Source organism: Sphingomonas mollis (genome assembly GCF_016427505.1).
Lineage (GTDB): Bacteria > Pseudomonadota > Alphaproteobacteria > Sphingomonadales > Sphingomonadaceae > Sphingomonas > Sphingomonas mollis.
The window spans coordinates 16,679-35,327 of the sequence record NZ_JAELXS010000017.1; the positions used below are offsets into that span (position 1 = coordinate 16,679).

Below are 18,649 nucleotides of genomic sequence, written 5' to 3' on the forward strand. Positions count from 1 at the left end.
GGATCAGCTGGTCGAATGTCCAGCGCGCAGGCCGCAGCACGCGCCCGTCTCGACCGTCTGTCTTCCAAGGTGCCGGAGGTGATGGTCAAGGTTACCGGCCGCAAGCATGTCGGCGGTGCGGCTTCTGCTCACCTCGCCTACATCGGCCGGCACGGGCAACTGGAGATCGAAACACGCGATGGCGACCTCATCGATACGAAGGCGGCCATGATCGCGCTTGGCGAGGAATGGGACAGCGATGCCGATTCCGCGCGCGGTCAGCGCGTAGCGGCAGTGGCACTCGTATTTTCGATGCCCGAAGGGACGCCGCCCTCGGTGGTCAAGGACGCCGCCCGGGCGGTCGCGCAGCAGACGTTCGGCGAGATCCATGACTTTGTCATGGCGCTCCATGTCGATACAGGCCGCCCGCACGTACACCTGACTGTCGCGGCAGCCGGCGAAAACGGCCAGCGCTTCAACCCGCGCAAGGATGATCTTGCGCGGATGCGAGAGAGCTTTGCACAAGAGCTTCGCAGCCGCGGCGTCAAGGCGGAGGCAACCCCGCGGCGCGCGCGGGGACAGATGCGCTCGGGGCAGGCAATGAGCCTCTACAAGCAGCGTGTGGCGCACCAGCTTGGCGAGCGCCCGCTTCCCAACGCCGATGCAGCTGTTCTTAACGAGGTCCGTTCGGTGATCGTGGGCACCAAGAGCTTTCACCACACGCCGGACGAAATCGCTGGCGGCCGCAATTGGCGACACGCGAGAGCGGTCTATACTCGCGCGGCCGATCGGCTGGCGCGATCCGATGAAGCTGAAGACCGGACGCTCGCCGCCAAGGTCCACGGTTTCGTCGCGGCGTTTCCTACCCCCGACACGTACCGGATGGCGGTCGGTAAATCAGCTATCGAGAAGCTTAAGCGCGCACCGGATCCCCCGCGGCGGCGGGACGGACCTGATCGCTCCAGCCATCGGTAACCGTCACGCCGGGCCGCTATTTCGCCGACCGAAAGTTTGCACATGCAAACTTTCGAGGTCTTGCTGGACACGTAGCGCACGCAGCAGTCTTCGCAGCCAGTAACGGGTTGTTCATCATGTCCGCCTATAGCTGTTGGGGGTGTACCGCCGTTGCTGAGCGGCGGCATGATGTCAGGCCAGGGTCGACGAAACGGGCATCACCGGGATCTTTCGCGATTGTGAAACAGGATTTCTCGTGACTGCTCTGTCTGGACGGTGACCCGTTCCTTGACCTGTACAGGTTCGGTTTTCTCGCCCCGGGAAAGCCTGCCGGCGATCTCGATCTTGGCTGCGGTCGTTGCCCTGTCCACGGCGTCACGGTCTTCACCAAATCTTGCACGGGCGGCGACATGCGCCAGCATGACATGGCCCTGAGCGGCCTTGAGGTCAGGGTCGCGCGCATTTTCCGCATGCGACTGGCGCATGAACCGCTCCGACGCCGCAGCTGATCCGGTCTGGTCCCTCCCGTCCAGACCCTTGATGTCCCACCGGTTGCGATCCGCCGGGATGCGACCCCTTTCGCTGTCCACCTCGACCGGATCCGTCCCGGCACGACGCACCGCGACATGGTCTCCAACGCGGCTTCCCGATCGCTCCAGCGCGGCCGACAATCCGACCCCCCATGCACGTTCGCGCCGCCCATCGGGCGTCTCAAGATCGACAAACGGCGTGTCGCGCTTGGCTCTCTCGTTGAACTTAGCCGTGCCGATCTCGAGGATGCGGCCCTCGACCCCGCGATCGAAGTCGGGACGTGCGGGAAGGGCTATGCCCGACCGTTCCTCCCTTTGAGAGGGGCCTCGTGACCGATCGATATGGGTGATCGAACCCTCGCCGCGTCGCCGCGCTTCCTCGAGTTCCACCTTGGTTGGCGAATAGCCCTCGACCTCTATCCCACGCGCCATTGCCGCTTTCCACACTTCGCGTCGAAACGCCTCGCTGCCGCTGACGCGCAGGCGATCCCACTGACGATGCTCGGCGATCTCGACCAGTTCGCCAGCCACCGATGCATCACGTCCTACCAGCCGCGCGCCGCCGTCCTTGAACGTCGGGTTCTTCTCGGACGAGTTCCGGAAATACTCATCGCCGACCTTCACGTAACGCGAGCGGATATGCGCGGGCAGGCTGTCTGACTCGTCGATCGTCGACGTCCGCCGAGCTTTGCCATCCGCCGGCTGCGCAGGCGCACCCTCGTCTGGAAGCTTGCTGTCGGCGCTGGCGCGTGGCGCGGTCGCTCGGCTCCGCGATGCCGCTTCGGCAAGTTCAGGGAGTTCGGCCGCATCCACTCGGGGCTTCGGCGAGGTTGGCGGCGTGATCGATCCGGACTCGGTCACCTTGTCAGTGTCGCGTCCAGAAGGGTGGTCGGAGGCAGATGTGTTCGGGTCGGTCGACATGGTTGCTTCCCTCATGTGCGGGCCTTCTCGCGCGAGCGCACGATGCGTTTGGTTTTCTCGGGACTGTTGGCAGCGGCCTCGACGGCGACTGTCCCCCCGTCGTCGGCCGCGCGTCGGGCGAAGATGCTCGGGAAACGTTCGATACCGATGCTGGCGATGACCGCGGTGTCCAGACGGTCGAACCCAGTGTCGAGCGCTGATTTCGAAAGGTCACCGAACAGCGATGTCTGCGGTGGTGCGATATCAGCCAATGCGGGTAGGGTCCGGAGTGAGAGCGCGTCTTCGCTGGCGTCGACGACTTTCATTGCCGGAGCAGGCCGGGCGTTCGCAGGAGCGGCCGCGACCACGGGTGCCGGCAGAAGGCGGCGCGTAAACAGGCGGGACGCGAAATAACGGATCTTGGTCGCCATGACCGGAGGCATGCCTCCACGCAGGATCAGCATTCGATCACGTGGCAATTGCATCAGCTCCTGGGGGAGCATCAGCGCGCGTCGTTGATCGGATTCCGACATCGACCGGTTCGCGAGCATGCCGTGGATGGTCCGGCTTTTCGTGGTCGCGGTCTGCCCGACGAAGCCGATCCGTTCGGACAGTTCGTTCGCGACCTTCAACTCTTTCGGGGTGAAGGCAACCTCAACGCCGCAATTGGCAACGATCTCGTCGGCGACGTCGTTGCCGTAGACGGCGCGCAATTGCGATCGCGACTGGATCACCGGCAAGAGCCTGAAGCCGTAGCCCGCGACAAAGCTGAAACCGTTCGCGATGACGTTGGCACGGCCGAGGCGCGCAAACTCGTCGAGCAGCACAAGCACCGAAATACTGTGGCGACCTCCATCCGGCAGATCACGCGTGTTCAGGTCGATCAGCTGCTGGAAGAACAGATTGTAGAGCGGTGCGACCCGCTCGAGCTCATCGGGTGACACGCCAAGATAGATCGACATGCGCGTGTCGCGGATCGTTCGAAGATCGAAATCGCTGGCAGACGTGGCGGCATCGACATGGGGATCGAGCCACAGGTTCAGCCGGGACGTGATCGTCTGCTTCAGACCGGAAACGGTATTTTCGGCACCGCCGATAAAGTCGTGGATCGCACGCACGCCGCCCGGCGCCATATCCTGTTCAAGGGCGGTGACCTGCTTGCGCAGATAGTCCTGCGTTCCCGGCTGCGTCACCTGCCGGTAGATCTCGCCGAGCGTAAACGGCACAGCGTCCATTGCCGCAACCAGGGCGCCGACGCCGACAAAGCCCGTGATCGCGCCCTGAGTCCAGAAAGGGTCGGCCCGGTCAGGCACCGGGAACAGCATGGTCGCGATTTTCTGCAACTCGGTCACGACATCGTCGTGCACGCGGCGATCGATATGCCCGAGCGGGTTGTAGCGCGCCGTTGCGCGATCGCGTGCCATCGGATTGAACAGGAAGACCTTCTGCCCATGCGCCTGCCGAAACCCGGCAGTAGCCTCCCAATTCTCGCGCTTGATATCGAGGACGACCACCGACCCCGCCCAGGTCAGCAAATTGGGAATGACGATGCCGATGCCCTTGCCGCTGCGGGTCGGGGCCTCGAGCAGGACATGTTCGTTCCCGCCGAAGACCAGGTAACGTCCGCGTTTGCGCCCAAGGATGATCCCGTCGCTATCGCGCATGCCTTCGCGTCGGATTTCCGTCTCGCGGGCGAACCGGGCATCGCCGTGCAACGCGCGGGGACGGCGCAGGAACGCGATCATGCCCCCGGTAACCACGATAGTTGCGATGCCCATGCCGATCGCCAGCCATTTGATGACCCGGCGATCTTGGCGATAATACCAGAAGAACGCGGGCAGTTTCAGGGGATCGAGCCTTGCAAACGGCAAGCCGAGACCCGTCCACGCCATGAACCCGCCGAACAGAAGAATCAGGCCAATAGTAGCGAGCCCGATCCCGACCCAGATGGCCGCCTTAGAGGCCATGGTCGTGACGGCCGGCCGGATCATGGAACACCTCCGTGATCCGGAAGCGGCCATCGACCTTCTTCATCTGCACCACGATATCGACCAATAGCCGCAGCAACGCCCGGATATCGTCGCGCGACAGGTCTCGTCCGCCTTCGCTTTCCTTCACGAGCAACGTCAACTGCTCGAAGGCCAGTTGCGCGGAATCCGCATGGACGGTCGTAATCGAGCCTGGATGACCGGAGTTGACGTTGCGCAGATAGAAGAAGGCGGTGCCGTCACGTAGCTCCTGGAGGAGGATGCGGTCGGGTCGCATCCTGAGCGCGCTCTCTAGCAAATGCTTTGCCGAGATCTGCGCGGTACCCTGGCCATCCTTGGCATAGATCATGTGCACCTTGTTGCGGTGGGGCACGTCGAGTTCGCGGGTGTCCTCGATCGTGAGGATCCGTTCGTGCGCCGGAATGCACTGGATAAGACCCTTCGAGAACGTGGTCTTGCCCGAGCCCGTAGCGCCGCTCACGAGGATGTTCTTGCGGGCACGCACCGCCAGGTCGAAGAACGCACGCCATTGCCTGGCGTCGCGCAGGGCGATCAATTCGTGATCGATCGCGCCCAGCGCGGTCGTACCGGTGATCGTCTCCGAAAACAGTCCGCTCCTCTCGAAATCACCGAGGCTGAGCGTGTTGCCGCTCGGCTTCCTGATCGTCAGCGAGATCGCCTCGACCGCGGGGGGCATCAGAATTTGAACCCGTTCCCCGGTCGGCAACACCGTCGAGCAGATCGGCGCGTGTTGCGTGATATCCTGCCGGGTCCAGGCGGCTGCGCTGGTGGCAAGCGTCATCAGGTGGACGTCGTCCAGACCGTCGACATGCTCCCAGCGCCACCCGTTGCGATCCTCGATCCCGACATCACCACCCGGACCATTGATGACGAGCTCAGTCACGCCGTCAGCATCGAGCAGCGCGCGGATCGGGGCGAGACAATGCGTCAGGACGGCCGCGTCGCTCGTGAACACGGGCTATCGGCCTGTCTTCAGCCGCAGGTCGTAGACGTGGCTGAAGTCGAAATCCTGTGCGACGAAGATGCTGACATCCTCGCCCTGGTTCTTGCGCAGCACCGGGCGGATTTGCTGGCTGTTGGCAACGATCGTCTGCGACGCCTGCGAGGGCGTCCGGGTTATGTTAGTCACACCGTTGTTCGATCCGATCGCGTCACTCGCCGCTTGGCCACCAATCTGACCGGCAGCATCGACGACCGAGAACAGCAGTGCGGCACCGAAGCGCTGCAAGAAAAAGGATTGTACGCCGCCCGGAAGGCCCGAGCGACCGAGTGGATCGGACGCGGGCGATCCGAGCGCGACAGCAACACCGTGCGGCGTGATCGCGCGGTTCCATACGACGAAGAGCCGGTAACGGCCTTGTTCGATGCCGCCCTGATACTCGCCGAGAACGCGAGTGCCCTTTTCCATGAGAATGACACGGCCGTTGTCCGAATAGACATCACGGGGAAGGACGCAGGTGGCATAGCCCGGCTGACTGGAATCCATCGCGGTCTGCAACACGCAAGGCAGGACAGCCCCTGCGAGCAGCGCAAGGTCCCGGTTTCCGACTGAGGACGCCGACACCCGGGCGATCTTCGAGGTCTGGCGGAGACGATCAAGCGCGGTTGGCGTCAGCGCGGCGTCGGTGCTGGACGCCTGATTTGAAGCACCACCTTGGCCCGCACTCGTCGCGCCGTCCGAGCCCCCGTTGCTGCCACCATAAGCGACAAGCGTCGAGCGACGCGCGGCTTCGCGCAGCACCTGCGCCTCGCTTTTTCTGGGTGCCGACTGCGACGATTGGCCTGTTTGGACGGACTGCTCGGCGGGCGTGACGGTGCCGTCGATCGCCGGCACCTGGTCGGGCGTAAGTACGACCGGGGCATTGGGGTCCGTGCCCGCGTCCGCCAATTGCGGTGCCACGACACCGTCATCCTTCACCCGATAAGCGGTCTCGGTTGCAGGAAGGGCCGGCTTCTCCTTGCTGTCGTTCGACGAGAGCATGCCGGTCGCAGCCGCAATCCCGAACACCGCGGCTGCAGCAATCAGGCTGCCGCCCACAAAGAGCCGGTTTTTGTTGGTCGCAATGCCGGGAATCCCGGACGTGGCAACGCCACCACGGTCGATGACGACCTCGTCGTCATTGGGGACAGCATCACTGGCGATTCCCGTTCCTTGGCTGATCCGGCTCATCGTTCGTCCTCCCCTTTGGTGGTTCGCTCGACGATCGGCGACGCGGTGTCGGTCTTGTAATCCTGCCCGTAAAAGGACGGGTTCTCATTGTAGATGGCGAGTACCAGGCGCCCGCGGCGAAGGCGAAACTCCTTGGACAGCGCGTGGATGACGACGAAATCGTCTCGGACATCAAAGGGGACGATCGCCTCGCTGCCATCGGGCAGCACCCGGTACACCGTCGGCAGCTCGCGTTGGTTGGGGAAGCGCATCACCGTCGAGACGCCGTTGTCGCTGACCTCGCTCGGCTGGAGCTCGGTCGCGCCTTGCACCGTGTAGGCCAGGTTTCGCTTGCCCTCGAGGACTCCGACATCGAGCGCACTCTTCACCGCTGCCCGTTCGGCAGTCTGGAGCTGTTGCGCAGCGGCCTGGCGTTCGGCCTGCCGAGCCGCTGCCGCCTCGTCGGCTGGATAGCGGAACCTGACCTGAAAATAGGTATCCGCTGCGCGCGGGCCGATCATGCCGCGGCGCGCGACGAGTTCGAACGTGTAGCTGCGCAGACCTTCCCCGGTTCGCGTGGTCACGATCAGGTTGGTGGGGCCGGCGAACTCGCGCGGTTTGAGGAACAGCATGTTTTCGGCTGGCGCGACCTCCCATGAGATCGTGTCGCCGAGCGCCACATGCGCGATCCGTTCGTTCGGCGCGAAGACGATCTGGGTCGCCGACCGGTAGACGCCAGTGATGTGAAAAACCTCGTCCGGGTGATAATCGGCGAACCGGACGCGCGCATCGTGGCGGCCGCTGGTCGGGATATCGTTGGCAACAGCAACCGTCGAAACGACGATCGATGCAAGGAGAGCCGATCGCGACAGGAGGTTCATCGTCCGACCTCACCTATTGCGGGTTGCGCGGTTTGCTTCGTACCGGTCGGCACCAACGGCGCGGGGATTGCGACGGGGGAGGGCTTCACGGGCGCCGTGACCGGTGCCTGCGTGACTTCCGGATCCGCGCGGTATGTGCTGACCTGGAAGCCCAGCGGATTCATCAACCGGTCACTCTCGGACAGCGGCGCGCGCGAATAGTCGAACGTCATCGTTGCGATCCAGCTCGTCCTGGTCACGCTCGTGCCTAGGACGATCTCCTTGACGAACCTTACCTGCGCGACGTTGGCGTTGACGAACGTGATAGCGTTCATCTCGACGCCGACCGACCCAGCCTCCGCATAAACGACCTGCGGGCTCAGCGGATTGTCGTTGCGGTAGAAGGTAGCCCAGCGCCGTTGCTCGTCCGGGGTTGACATGATCGCGACCGAATTGAAATAGTCGCGCCGCGCCCGCGGCACCCAGCCTTCACGAAAGCGAACATATTGCGCGACGAAATACTTCGTCACGGCCTCCTCATAGGGCACGCTTTCTCGGCCGGTCAGCGCGGTCGTGACCTCGGCAGACCCTGTGTTGCGGTCGACCGTTACGACATAAGGGGCGACGGTCTTGAGCGGTGTCAGCGCCGCGACCGCGCCGATCGATACGACCGTGATCGCGGACGCGGTCCCTGCAACGATATACGCGATACGCCGTGAGCGGATGGCACCGCTGATCCGTTCCTGATCCCACGATCGGGCCTCGTCGAAATATGTTGCGAGATCCTTGCCGAACACCCCATCAGCCATTGCTTATTTCTCCATCGGATCGGTGGGGGCCCTGGTGTCGGTGTTGCTGTCAGGAGCGGTGTCGAGCGCGGGCACCTGTGCGTCCGGCCGTGTTGCCGGCGTGGCCGGTCCAGGCGCCGGGAACACCATTGTGGGTGCGGCCAGGTCTGGCGGAACAGTCGGTGCCCGACGGGCGGGCGCGACGACGGTGCCCGCCACTGCGTCGACGCTCGGCAGGACGGTGCCATACAGGTTTGCCGGTCGCCGGTGCCGTCCGTCCGGAACCTCGAGCTTGGCGAGCTTTGGTGTCGAGCAGCCCGAGATTGTTACCAGGATCGGCAGAGCCCAGCGCATGGTACTTCGAGCGGTTGTTGGCCTCATGTCACTTGCCCCTCGATATGGCGCCGCCGGGGTCACCGGCACCGCGGCGGAAGCTTCGTCCGGCGCGGTAGTTGGAAAGGGGGTTGCCACCCCGGGCCAGATTGCCGGCCGCGCCGAATACCGCGCTGGCAAACTGCGATGCGCCGGACGCCGCACCGCCGGCGAGGCCTGATGCAATCGCGGGCAACTGGAAAAAGATGAAGGCGCCGACGAGGAAGAAGCCGCTGGCGACCAGTCCCATCGCCAGCGGCGTCTCGCGCTCGCCTGCCATCTCGACCGCGCGCTCACTGATCGTGAGGATCATCGTCACGACGAGGATCAGGATGACGAACAGCAGCACATAGTTGATGACCTGCGACAGCCACGACATGAACCAGCCTCGCGTCGAATCGAACAGCAACGCCGCGACGAACAGTGGTCCGACGGTCAGCACGATCACCAGCGCGAACAGCACGAAGATCACCATCGTGAAGCCGACGCAGGCGCACAGAAGAATGCACACCACCGTGACGATGATCGCGAGCGCCAGAATGATGCTGTCGCGCAGGTCCTCAATGCTGAAATCGAGGCCGACCGCGCCGAGGGCCGCTTCGCCCCAGCTTGCGTCGCCCGCTGCAGCACGCTCGTCGGCGCGCCGTTTGACGGCCTCATCCTGTTTGTCGGCCATCTCGTTGACGACATCGAAACCGCGCCCGACGAGCTGGTCGAAGAACTGCCCGCTATTGTCGACCGAGGTGCCACCCAGCGCCGTGGAGATCTCGCTCGGGACTGTCCGGTAGAAATTCTCGGCGATGAGCGTGCCGTACTGGCTGGTGACGAGGAACCACAACATCGACAGGGCGAACATCCGGTACAGGAGTTCGCGTGCCGGATACTGGACTGCGCCCCGGATAACCGCGTACCCGACCAAGCCGATATAGATGGTCAGGCCGAGCGCCAGCGGTCCGCGGATATAGCCAATCATCGCGCCATAGCCTGAGCCGAAGATCGCATCGATCGGTTCCTTGAACCCGGCGAACATCGTCGAGAACAATTGCCCGTCATAGTCGAAGGCGGGTGCCGCCATGCCTATCGCGCCCGTGCCGAAAGCGCGTCAGCATCGCGTCCGCTTGCAGATCGCCGATTGGCCGCCCGTCGCTCGCGCGTGATGCGGGCGTCCGCGAGCGCGCCGTTGTAACAATTCTGCTGGAGGTGCGTGACGGGGTTGACCAGTTCGGCCGGGGTTGTTTCCTTCAGACACCGTTGCCCAAGTGCCGCCAGTTCGTCGCGGTGGTCATAGTAATATTCGGTGCTCTGGACCTGCTCGCTACACGCAGCCGAGACCAGCGCAGCGGCCCCGGCGACGGTAACTCTCATCATGCCAAGGGGCGAGCATTTCATCGCCTGCCACCCAGGAAGTCGGCATCGCGCTGGCGCGCGGCACGACCGGCATCGGTTCGCGCCTGCGCTCGGGTGGCGGCTGCTACCCGCTGCGTCATTTCGAGCGCCCGAAGCCGCGTGTCGTCGTTGCTCGCCTGCGCCTGTTCAAGGGCGATCCGCGCTTGGAGGTCCTGGACCTCCTTGGCGGTCGTCGCCGTGCCTAACCGGGCCTGTAGTTCGCTAAGGCCTGCCGCCCGCGATTGCACGGCTTCACCGGTGATGTCGGCCACTGCGGCCGATGTCGCGATCCTGTTGCCGGTCGCCTCCATCGCATCGCGGTAGGCGTGCTCGGCGGGCGTGGTCGCAGTGCCACTGTTGGAAGGGCGCAGGAACCGCTGGTAATAAGCCTGTGCCTTCTGGCCGATGGCGCTACTCCTACTCGACGCTCGGCCGGAACTGAGGTCGGTCAGGCTGTCGGTGACCCCGATTGCCCGCAGGCCGTCCTTGCCGAGCTGGCTGGCGACGTTCGGAATGTCGGTCAGCTTGTTGAGGTCGTTATAGAGGCGCTGCGCCTCCTCGATCTGCTCCCGCCCTTGCTCGATCATCTTCACGGTCTGCCGGATCTGCTCGATCTGCTTGGCGATCGCGGCCGGGTCGATGACGGTCAGCTGCGCGCTTGCAGGCGCGGCCCACAGCACCAGCGTGACGGTAGTCAGGAGGATGGTTCGCATATTTATGACCTTTCAGCTCGGGCGGCGCGCGCGGTGGAAGATGGGCAACCAGTCGTCCGGGTCGGGACCGGCTTCAGCGATGGCACGCATCATCACCGCGATCGTCTCGGTCCGGCCTGACAACACCGCCAGCGCATCGTCGAGACCGGCAAGGTCGAGCTCAAGGACGACCGAGTCATGGTTCTGCTTCACGAGGAAGCGTCGGCTCTGGGAAGACAGTTCTTCCCGGATCATCCGGTACTCGGCCTGCGTAAGACCGAGCCCTTCGACATAGTCGTTCTCCGCCCCATAGGCGTTGGGCAGCATGATCCGCGTCGCGACCTGTTCAATGATGGTGCGGGCAATCTCGGAGTTCAGCGCATCCGCAGGGCTTTGCGTCGCGAAGACGAGCAGCGCATTGCGCTTCCGATAGGTCTTCAGCCCGTCTTTGGCGAAGGCGCGAAACACCGGGTCGTCGAGCGCGCGCCAGAATTCGTCGATCGAGATTATCATCCGCTCGCCGGTGAGCAGCGCGTCGATCCGGTTGAACATGTACATCATGATCGGCGTCCGGACCTCCCCGTTGTCGAGGAAGTCGGTCATGTCGAAGCCGAGGAAGCGGGCATCCATTGAAAGCTCATCGCCGGGATTGTCGAATACCCAGCCGAGCGGTCCGCCCTGGATCCAGCGCTCGAGGCGGGCACCGATGCCGCCTTCGGCACGCTGGCCCAGCAGTGGACGAAGCGCTCCGAGCGAACGCTGCGCAACCGGCAGACGCATGATCGCCGCGACGCCTTCATCGATGCGCCGGTCATCGTCGACGCTCAGCGGCTCCTCATCGCGACGGACGAGCTGGCGGACAAAGGCTGCCAGAAACGCCCGGTTGCCCTCGGTATCGTCGAGTGCCCGGAACGGCGCGAACCCGGTCGGCCGGCCGTCCTGCAGCGTGAGGTAGGTGCCGCCCGAGGCGCGAACAAAGATTTCGGCACCGCGGTCCTTGTCGATGAAGATCTGGCGTGCCCCCGTCTTCTCGGCCTGCGCCATCAGGAAGTTCAGGAGGACCGTCTTGCCGGCACCCGAAGGCCCGATGATCAGGGTGTGACCAAGGTCGCCGACATGGAAGTTGAAATAATAGGGCGAGGAGGCGCTCGTCTTGAGGAGCGCGATCGCATCTCCCCATTGGTTTCCTGCCATGTGCCCGGCTGGATAGGTGTGGAACGGTGCCAGCGCGCAGAAATTGCGCGAGGTGATCGCGGCCGGGCGCGCCCGCCACGGGAAGTTCCCGGTCAACTGCGACCAGTAGCTCGCCTCGAGCGCTGCGCCCTCCCGGGCGGCGACCAGGCCGGCATCGGCCAGCGCTGCGCGCGCTATCGAGAGATTGTCGCGAAGCCGTTTGCGGGTTGGGGCATAGACCGCAAGCGTGAAATGGTGCGTGCCCAGCACGAAGCGGTTCGACAGCAGATCGTCGGCAGCGTCGCTCAGCAATTCGGCCTGGCTTACCGCATCGTCCTCTGCGACGAACATCTGACGCTGCTTCAGCTTGAACCGTTCGGAAGCGGTGGCCTTTGACATGAAGGTGAACGACTGGGTCGCGGTAAACGGGAAATCGACGTTGAGCAGTGCGCCTAGCTGGCCGGTGACCGTCGTTGCGGAATACTCGCGGATCCCGAACATGCCCCCAAATGCGCTCTGGTCGGCATCGCGCAACTCGAGCGTCTCGGAATCGAAGATCGCGCGGAAGGTGTAGAGGGCGTTGCCAAGGTGCCCGCGGATCAGTGGCACCCGGCGATACCGACCGGTCATGACGAGCTGCAGCACCTCCAGCGGCTCGGAGAATGTCAGGCCGCGGTAGTCATAAGTGCCCAGCCGGCGCGGCGCGCACCGCTGGATCAGCTTCTCGAAGTCGCCGGCCTTGTCCTGCAGGATCTCAAGCGCGTCGTCATCGACTTCCAATGTCCCGCTGGCCTTCGACATACGCCGCATCAGCGACGACAGCTTGCCCGCCGGCCCAAGGTCCGGACGGATCAGCAGGGTCACGAAAAAGCGATTGAGGTACAGGCGCTTCGTACCGATCAGTCCGCGGTACGCGTCGTCGAGTTCGCGGGCGAAGCGGGAGCAAAATTGCCCGCCGGGATAGTCATGCGCTTCGGAGCGGACGAGGTGGACCCAGACCGAAAGCCTCGGGTCCTGCAGGTTCCGCCAGACACCGTTAAGCTTGGTATGCCAGTCGTTGAGATCGCGCGTGTCGGCGGTTTCGAACGCCCGCCCGTCCAGTTCGAACGTGATCATCAGATCGCGATTGTCGAGAGCGACGACATGCTCGTCGACATGGCGGGCATAGGGAAGGAAGCGCTTGGGATCCTCTTCGCGCTTGGCGACCTTGAACGGAATTGGTGCTCGCACCCTTGCGTCAGTCATGCCGACCAAAGCCCTTGCGACGCAGGCCTTTCAGCGGAAGGGGCGAATAGCTGGATCCGCCCCAGAAGACGCGGTTGCGGCTTCGTGCCTTGGTCTGGGTCCACAAGAAGAGCAGGCGGAACGTGTTCGGATCGTGCCGCACCACCATGCGCGCCGCGAAATAGGCCCCGCCCGCGACCGCAATGGCGTAGAGCGGATTGCCAGCGACGATCATCGTGATCGCGCCGGCCATCATGATCGGAACCGCCGCTTCCAGTGGCACGCCGGCGAACAGCGCCGGGCGCGTCAGCCCGAGAAACAGCGCGTCGCGTTCCAACATTTCGCGGTCGGTTGTCATCAGCCGCCCGTGACCTGGTCGACCAGCCATTCGGCACTGAAGATGATGAAGATGCCGACCACCACCGCAATCAGGGTGGTGAAGTTCACGCGTCCGGTCAGCCATCCAAGGCCGACGATGATGACCGCGATCACTGCCACCGTGCGCACGAACCCGTTCTGCAGGATGCCCAGCACGTTGGTCGCCAGCGAGTTGAGGCCGCCCCCTGCGGCCTGTGCAGCGGCGGGATCAGCGATCAGGCTTGAGACCAGCAAGACGACCAGCACGGCCAGGCCTTGGAGCAGCATGCGGGTCTGGGCAGGAGTTCGTGTTTTCCACGCGCTGAGCAGCAGGGTCGTGGGCATGGGAGCTTCCTCGCTTTATAGGGGATCGGACTGGAAAAGGACGACGCGACGATCCGCCGGGAGCGCGAACACGTTCCACAATGCCGGCGCGACCGCAGGCATCCCCTCGCTGGGGTCCGACACGGTCGTGGCGCGCGGGGCGCGTTCGGCAGGAAGGATCGGCATCGAGGGAACGGTCGTGACCACGCGGGCCGATTCGTTGAGCGTACCGGCTGCGATCGACACCCTTTGATAGTTGCCCAGCGCGGCACCGGCACGTTCCACGCGGGCGACATAGCCGTTGCCGAAGCCGCGTACCGGATGGCCGGTGTTGTACATCGAGAACGCCACGCGCAGCGCCTGCTGCGCGTGGCCGGCTCGCCCCGCTGCACGGTAGTTCATCGACAGGATGCGCGCCGACGCGGCAAGATTGGCGCAGGGTACGAACATCTGTTCGATCGTGAGCCCAAGCCGCCCGAGATTGCGCGAGTTGATCTGGGCAAGTCCGAGATCGACGGAATAGCCGGCTGCGATATAGGCACGGGCGGTCTGGATGGCTGTTGCGAGGTTCGCTGCCGGCCGCGGGTTACGAGCACCGTTGACGTTGATCGCCAACTCGTTGCCGCCGCTCTCCGTCATCACGATCGCGGCCATCGTCTTGGAATGAACCGATGGCGCACAAGCCTGTGCGAGGATCGTGATCGCTGGGACGTCGAGGATCATGCGCCGCTGGCCGTTGGACCCGGCAGTCCAGGCGAGCGCGTGGCGATCGAAAGGTAGATCGTGATGACTGCGAGCGTCTGAACGCCGACACGTTCCATTTTCCGTCTTCCGCCATGGCTTAGGCCAGCGAAATTGGCGGAACGACACGGGGGATGCGAGGCGGGAAGGGTCCGGAAGCAGCGCTGGTTGTGTCCAGAAGCTATTGCTGATTAGAGAAAGGGCATTCAGAACAGCAGCTTGGCTCCAAGCGGTCCCACTGAAGCCTGAAGTGCCAGCGGATTTCCAGCTTTTGCCGTGCATGATAGCGTTAAGCCGATGCTTGCCAGTGATCACGCAGCACGGATCGTCTCGCATTTCGGCGGCACGTGGCACGGCGACCATGGGTTTTGCCATTGCCCCGTCCATGCCGACGGCACCCCGAGCCTTTCTGTTCGCCTCGGGCGCAAGGCCATCTTGTTTCACTGCTTCGCCGGCTGCCCGAACGAGGAGATCCTTGCAGCGATCCGTGCCGAGAATCTCGATGCGCCCCGCGAGATGGCATACGTTCCCGTTGTCCGCCAAGATTACCGAGCACTGGCGCTCGACGTCTGGCGTTCTTCCGAACCGGCTGGGCGGACTCTGGCGGCCCGCTACCTTTCGAGCCGGGCGATCGATATCGCTCTGCCACCCGCGCTCCGCTTTGTGCCAGTCGCGCAGCTGGGCACCGGCACCGCGAAGAGCCAATGGCCAGCGATGATTGCCGCTGCGCATGACAATGCCGGCTTCGTCAGCATCCAGCGCACGTTTCTCGATCCATCGACGGGTGGCAAGGCGCCCGTGGGGAAGGCCAAGCGCGCGCTCGGCAAGCTCGGTCGGGCTGCGATCCGCCTATCGGCCCCCGCGAGCCACATGGGCTTGGCGGAAGGGATTGAGGATGCACTTTCCGTTACGATACTGCGCAACGTCCCGTGTTGGGCGGCAGCGGGTATCGAGCGCTATTGCTGGATAGAGTTTCCGCCGGCCGTGCGGTCAGTGACGATCTATTCCCAACCGGGGCTCGCCGCCGAAGCGGCGATCGATCGCGCTCGGCAGAACTTCGCGCGACAGGACATAACGCTTTCTGTCGAACTTCCACCCGGCGCCGGAGACTGGAATGACTTTCTTCAGGCGCGGCGTGGCAGTGCGTAGGCGTCCGGCCTTGCAAACGGTCATGATGTTGATCCTGGGCCTGGGCTTGGGGATCAGCGGCTATGCGCTGCGGGCCAGTAAGGGCACCTTGCGCGCCGTAGCGATTGCCCGTTTCACGACGGTTGCCCCTGTCATTGTCGATGGCGACACGATCCGGATCGACGGAATGCCGATCCGGATCATCGGGATCGACGCGCCGGACAGCGAGCCGCTGCGCCGGCATTCGGGCCACCATCTTCGTCGCCTTGCCTCCCGGGATGGCGGAATGACCTGCAGTGTCGATCTGTTCGCGAGGCTGACCACCGGCAGTCGGTGCCGCGCACCGGCTACCAGCTATGGCCGGGCTGATATGTCTTGCGTGTTCAACAGGAACAGCGCCGACGTTGCGGCGACGATGGTGGCGCACGGTCAGGCGGTCGATTACCGCGTGTTTTCCGATGGCGCATATCGTCGCCGCATGGTCGGTGCGGCCATCGCTCGACAGGGTCTCTGGGGTACGCACTATCCGGTGATGGCGGCGCTCGCTGACCGGCGTGCGATGGTCAATGAACGAAGATGCCAGCGCTGATCATGGTTTGCACGTGCAAACACTCGCGACATCACTTGCCGATTTCACGGGCCGCGATTTCCTTGTCGAGCCACAGCTCGACGGCCTTCCGCATAACGGTGTTCATGACGACGTAGCTGCGTCGCGCGTCAGTCGGATCCGGCACGCGCGAGATGCTGCCATGGGCGATCAACTGGTCGATATGGCGTAGCGCGGTTGTTCGGGGGCTTGCGCTCGCGATGCAGAGACTGGTCACGTCGATGCGTCGACCTTCTTTTGTAGCGGCATAAAGATCGAGGATCATGTCCCAGCTTGGCTCGCCAAACTGAACACCATGAAAGATCTGCGCCCGCCGCCGGCGACCGCTCAGGATCGCCTTTGCGATCGCCAGACGACTGCGCGAACGGTCCTCCCCGGCGCTGCGTGCCGCCAAAATCGAACGCTCGACGGTCTCGCGGGGAAGCCGGACGACCAGTTCGATCAGATCCTCGTCTGGTTCTCGTTCTGCTGCTGCAGCCACAGCCGCCTAGACCCGTTCCGAAGGGCGGGGCTGGCGTCTCGAGGAAGGCGCAACGTGCCTAAGGCAAGTGACCCAAGCGCGAGGTAGGCGTAGATGCCGAGCCCGCTCGTGTACGCAAACAGCGTGAGGGCCGGCAGCAATGAACCAGCGACACCTATGAAGATGTTCGCCATCGCAAACCCCAGCGCCCATATCGGCCAGAAGCGAATGGTCGTAATTGCCAACCAGTAGAACCCGGCGATGACGGCGCAGTCGATCGAGATAATCACTAGCTCGCCTGGAGCCCATGTGCTCAGATGGAGGACCCTCACCGCGCTCGAGGTGGCGGAAGCTGAGAGGAGCAGCAGCGCTCCCCAGCGTTCGGGTCGACCTCCGCGAACGATAGCCCAGCCGCACACTCCTATGAGAGCGACGTCGTACAAGAGCGCCAAAAAGATTTGCATATGCATGATTCTGTCTGATCATATCGGACGCTCCCCGGCGCAAGTCTCAAGCGATCTCGGGCAGTGAAACGTCGTTTGCGATAGCTGGCTTCGGATCTCCAACACCCCAGTTTGTAACGGTCAGACCCAAGGCCTTGCCAGCCTTCTCGATCGAAGGGTGAGCACGCATCGCCATCTGGTGCTGGCTCTCCACAAGCGCCGAAAGGGCATCGACCGTTGCTTTTACGGTGCGGTACGCAAATGCCGGGGAGATCTTGTGAGTCTCTGTCGCGTCGAGGGTGGTGAGGAGGAACTGCGCAGTGTCGCGCGCCGCGGCATTGATCGAGCGTTCGGCCCGACGAAGGTCATTGGCTACGACTTGGCTGGTATTTGATAGGCTGGGCATCGGCGTCCTCATGCTGGGCGCCACAGCGCCCTATCCTGGATTGATGCCGAGCAAGAGCGTTAGGGCGATGAGCACAGTTGCGGCGAGCGTGATGCCGGCAGGAGCGACGATCGCGATGATCGCGCCCCATGCCAGTATTTGCTTCCACGTCAGCGTGTTCGTCGGTTCGCCCTTGGTCGGCACCGGCATAGGAAGCGGCCAAAAGGGGCGGCGGGAAGGTGCAATGCTTACAGGGTAGAACTCTTCTACCCCTGCCTCATACTCCGCGAAGAGGCGGGCAGCTTCGAAACGTGACGTTGCGCCGATGATGTCTTTTGCCAGGAGCAACTGCTTATCGACGGCACGGGAGCTCGCCCCGGTCAGATAGGCGATCTCACCCGATTTCTTGTGCTGAAACACGTACCGGAGATACTCGCGCTGCCGCTCGCTCAGCAGCGTGAATCGTTCACTCGTCATCCGTCACCTGTCGCACGTATACTTTGAAGGTCCGCTAACAGGCGGCTTCATGGCCGGATAGAGGCCGGAAGGGACCTAATTGCGACGGTATACCGGATTGGCGCAACCGCCAGGAGCCGAGAATGTCATCTCTATCTAGCGGAACGGTGTCATTTCTATCCGGGCTCTACAAAACCTTAGTCCGATAACATTGGTTATGTTAAATCATCTCACGGTTACACTTGGTTGTAGGCACTGTAGCACTGCTGCCAGAGTCGGAATTTCCGTCACGTCGATCACAATAACGGTACGTCTTCGTACCGTCCAACATTCCGTAGTTGGCGCACAATCCCGTTGAACGCTGTCGTGACCCCCTGCGCCCGGCCGATATCATTCTCCTGCGCCGCTGCATCCCAATATAGTTCCAGCGGCCAGCGTTCCGGGCAATGCTGTAACAGGCACCGCAACGCCAGCCGCACCTCGACGCCATCGACGCGCGCGTCCGAGCAACGCGAGACGCCGGCGCGCAGGATATGTACGGACAGCGCGATCACGACACGCTGATGCCTTGCGCTCGGCGAACTCGCGGGGATAGCCGCGCTCGACCATGCCCTCGATCAGCTTCGCGCTGAAATGCGAGACGCCGCCTGTGAATTTGAAGGTCGCCATGGCCCGGCGCAGCTGGTCCGCCTCGGCCGGGGTGAAGCCGGCGCCGACGATCGCGACCTTCAT

22 protein-coding genes and 1 pseudogene are annotated in these 18,649 nt (G+C 63.6%); 3 read left to right on the forward strand and 20 right to left on the reverse strand.

The features are described from left to right. Positions 1 to 15 precede the first annotated feature (15 nt). The gene (locus JAO74_RS17705) at positions 16 to 954 is read left to right on the forward strand and encodes a relaxase/mobilization nuclease domain-containing protein (protein WP_199041380.1); all 939 of its coding nucleotides are present in this window, start codon (positions 16 to 18) and stop codon (positions 952 to 954) included. Positions 955 to 1,151: 197 nt separating this feature from the next. On the opposite strand, the gene JAO74_RS17710 is transcribed toward JAO74_RS17705, so the two are convergent. Genes JAO74_RS17710 through JAO74_RS17775 form a run of 14 tightly spaced genes read right to left on the reverse strand, consistent with a single transcriptional unit; the run spans position 1,152 to position 14,420 of the window. Continuing rightward, on the reverse strand, positions 1,152 to 2,384 hold the full coding sequence (locus JAO74_RS17710) for an LPD7 domain-containing protein (RefSeq protein WP_199041383.1): 1,233 nt from the start codon (positions 2,382 to 2,384) through the stop codon (positions 1,152 to 1,154). An 11-nt stretch (positions 2,385 to 2,395) separates the two neighbouring features. Continuing rightward, entirely contained in the window at positions 2,396 to 4,354 is a 1,959-nt protein-coding gene (locus JAO74_RS17715) for a type IV secretory system conjugative DNA transfer family protein (RefSeq protein ID WP_416194322.1), read from the reverse strand. After that, complete coding sequence (virB11, locus tag JAO74_RS17720) at positions 4,320 to 5,327, reverse strand: P-type DNA transfer ATPase VirB11 (protein ID WP_199041386.1); 1,008 nt, start codon at positions 5,325 to 5,327, stop codon at positions 4,320 to 4,322. Before virB11 ends, JAO74_RS17715 begins: the two co-directional genes overlap by 35 nt. Before the next feature lie 3 nt (positions 5,328 to 5,330). After that, positions 5,331 to 6,542 (reverse strand): type IV secretion system protein VirB10, encoded by a 1,212-nt coding sequence (virB10, locus tag JAO74_RS17725; RefSeq protein ID WP_199041389.1) that lies wholly within the window; start codon positions 6,540 to 6,542, stop codon positions 5,331 to 5,333. Beyond that, on the reverse strand, positions 6,539 to 7,402 hold the full coding sequence (virB9, locus tag JAO74_RS17730) for a P-type conjugative transfer protein VirB9 (protein WP_199041392.1): 864 nt from the start codon (positions 7,400 to 7,402) through the stop codon (positions 6,539 to 6,541). The genes virB10 and virB9 overlap by 4 nt, the downstream gene beginning before the upstream one ends. After that, positions 7,399 to 8,190 carry a VirB8 family type IV secretion system protein gene (locus JAO74_RS17735; protein WP_199041395.1) on the reverse strand — a complete coding sequence of 264 codons (792 nt, stop codon included), beginning with the start codon at positions 8,188 to 8,190 and terminating at the stop codon, positions 7,399 to 7,401. Before JAO74_RS17735 ends, virB9 begins: the two co-directional genes overlap by 4 nt. Before the next feature lie 3 nt (positions 8,191 to 8,193). Beyond that, on the reverse strand, positions 8,194 to 8,523 hold the full coding sequence (locus JAO74_RS17740; protein ID WP_199041398.1) for a hypothetical protein: 330 nt from the start codon (positions 8,521 to 8,523) through the stop codon (positions 8,194 to 8,196). Positions 8,524 to 8,551: 28 nt separating this feature from the next. Then, entirely contained in the window at positions 8,552 to 9,616 is a 1,065-nt protein-coding gene (locus tag JAO74_RS17745) for a TrbL/VirB6 family protein (RefSeq protein WP_199041401.1), read from the reverse strand. A 2-nt stretch (positions 9,617 to 9,618) separates the two neighbouring features. Then, positions 9,619 to 9,909 (reverse strand): EexN family lipoprotein, encoded by a 291-nt coding sequence (locus tag JAO74_RS17750; RefSeq protein WP_233151173.1) that lies wholly within the window; start codon positions 9,907 to 9,909, stop codon positions 9,619 to 9,621. Between the two features lie 17 nt (positions 9,910 to 9,926). Beyond that, the gene (locus tag JAO74_RS17755; protein ID WP_199041407.1) at positions 9,927 to 10,640 is read right to left on the reverse strand and encodes a type IV secretion system protein; all 714 of its coding nucleotides are present in this window, start codon (positions 10,638 to 10,640) and stop codon (positions 9,927 to 9,929) included. Positions 10,641 to 10,652: 12 nt separating this feature from the next. Further along, complete coding sequence (locus JAO74_RS17760) at positions 10,653 to 13,037, reverse strand: VirB4 family type IV secretion/conjugal transfer ATPase (protein WP_199041410.1); 2,385 nt, start codon at positions 13,035 to 13,037, stop codon at positions 10,653 to 10,655. After that, positions 13,030 to 13,374: a type IV secretion system protein VirB3 gene (locus tag JAO74_RS17765; protein WP_199041412.1), complete on the reverse strand. Its 345-nt coding sequence runs from the start codon at positions 13,372 to 13,374 to the stop codon at positions 13,030 to 13,032. Before JAO74_RS17765 ends, JAO74_RS17760 begins: the two co-directional genes overlap by 8 nt. Next, complete coding sequence (locus JAO74_RS17770) at positions 13,374 to 13,718, reverse strand: TrbC/VirB2 family protein (protein ID WP_199041415.1); 345 nt, start codon at positions 13,716 to 13,718, stop codon at positions 13,374 to 13,376. Before JAO74_RS17770 ends, JAO74_RS17765 begins: the two co-directional genes overlap by 1 nt. Before the next feature lie 15 nt (positions 13,719 to 13,733). Continuing rightward, complete coding sequence (locus JAO74_RS17775; protein ID WP_199041418.1) at positions 13,734 to 14,420, reverse strand: lytic transglycosylase domain-containing protein; 687 nt, start codon at positions 14,418 to 14,420, stop codon at positions 13,734 to 13,736. A 315-nt stretch (positions 14,421 to 14,735) separates the two neighbouring features. On the opposite strand from JAO74_RS17775, the gene JAO74_RS17780 reads away from it, so the two are divergent. Both JAO74_RS17780 and JAO74_RS17785 read left to right on the forward strand, forming a co-directional pair. Beyond that, positions 14,736 to 15,587 (forward strand): DUF7146 domain-containing protein, encoded by an 852-nt coding sequence (locus tag JAO74_RS17780; RefSeq protein WP_199041421.1) that lies wholly within the window; start codon positions 14,736 to 14,738, stop codon positions 15,585 to 15,587. 22 nt (positions 15,588 to 15,609) lie between these two features. Beyond that, positions 15,610 to 16,155: a thermonuclease family protein gene (locus JAO74_RS17785; RefSeq protein ID WP_199041424.1), complete on the forward strand. Its 546-nt coding sequence runs from the start codon at positions 15,610 to 15,612 to the stop codon at positions 16,153 to 16,155. A 31-nt stretch (positions 16,156 to 16,186) separates the two neighbouring features. Here JAO74_RS17785 and JAO74_RS17790 read toward each other — a convergent pair whose 3' ends face one another. The 6 genes and pseudogenes from JAO74_RS17790 to JAO74_RS17815 form a co-directional block, all read right to left on the reverse strand. After that, complete coding sequence (locus tag JAO74_RS17790) at positions 16,187 to 16,654, reverse strand: MarR family transcriptional regulator (protein ID WP_199041427.1); 468 nt, start codon at positions 16,652 to 16,654, stop codon at positions 16,187 to 16,189. After that, positions 16,615 to 16,923, reverse strand: coding sequence for a hypothetical protein (locus JAO74_RS18940; protein WP_233151174.1), 309 nt, complete (start codon positions 16,921 to 16,923; stop codon positions 16,615 to 16,617). The genes JAO74_RS17790 and JAO74_RS18940 overlap by 40 nt, the downstream gene beginning before the upstream one ends. A gap of 220 nt (positions 16,924 to 17,143) precedes the next feature. Then, a complete protein-coding gene (locus tag JAO74_RS17800; protein WP_199041433.1) occupies positions 17,144 to 17,482 on the reverse strand; it encodes a hypothetical protein in 339 nt (112 codons plus the stop codon). A gap of 30 nt (positions 17,483 to 17,512) precedes the next feature. Then, positions 17,513 to 17,938 carry a helix-turn-helix domain-containing protein gene (locus JAO74_RS17805; protein WP_199041436.1) on the reverse strand — a complete coding sequence of 142 codons (426 nt, stop codon included), beginning with the start codon at positions 17,936 to 17,938 and terminating at the stop codon, positions 17,513 to 17,515. Positions 17,939 to 18,213: 275 nt separating this feature from the next. Then, on the reverse strand, positions 18,214 to 18,471 hold the full coding sequence (locus JAO74_RS17810; RefSeq protein ID WP_332908848.1) for a hypothetical protein: 258 nt from the start codon (positions 18,469 to 18,471) through the stop codon (positions 18,214 to 18,216). A gap of 16 nt (positions 18,472 to 18,487) precedes the next feature. After that, a pseudogene (locus tag JAO74_RS17815) lies at positions 18,488 to 18,649 on the reverse strand (hypothetical protein); the annotation flags it as partial.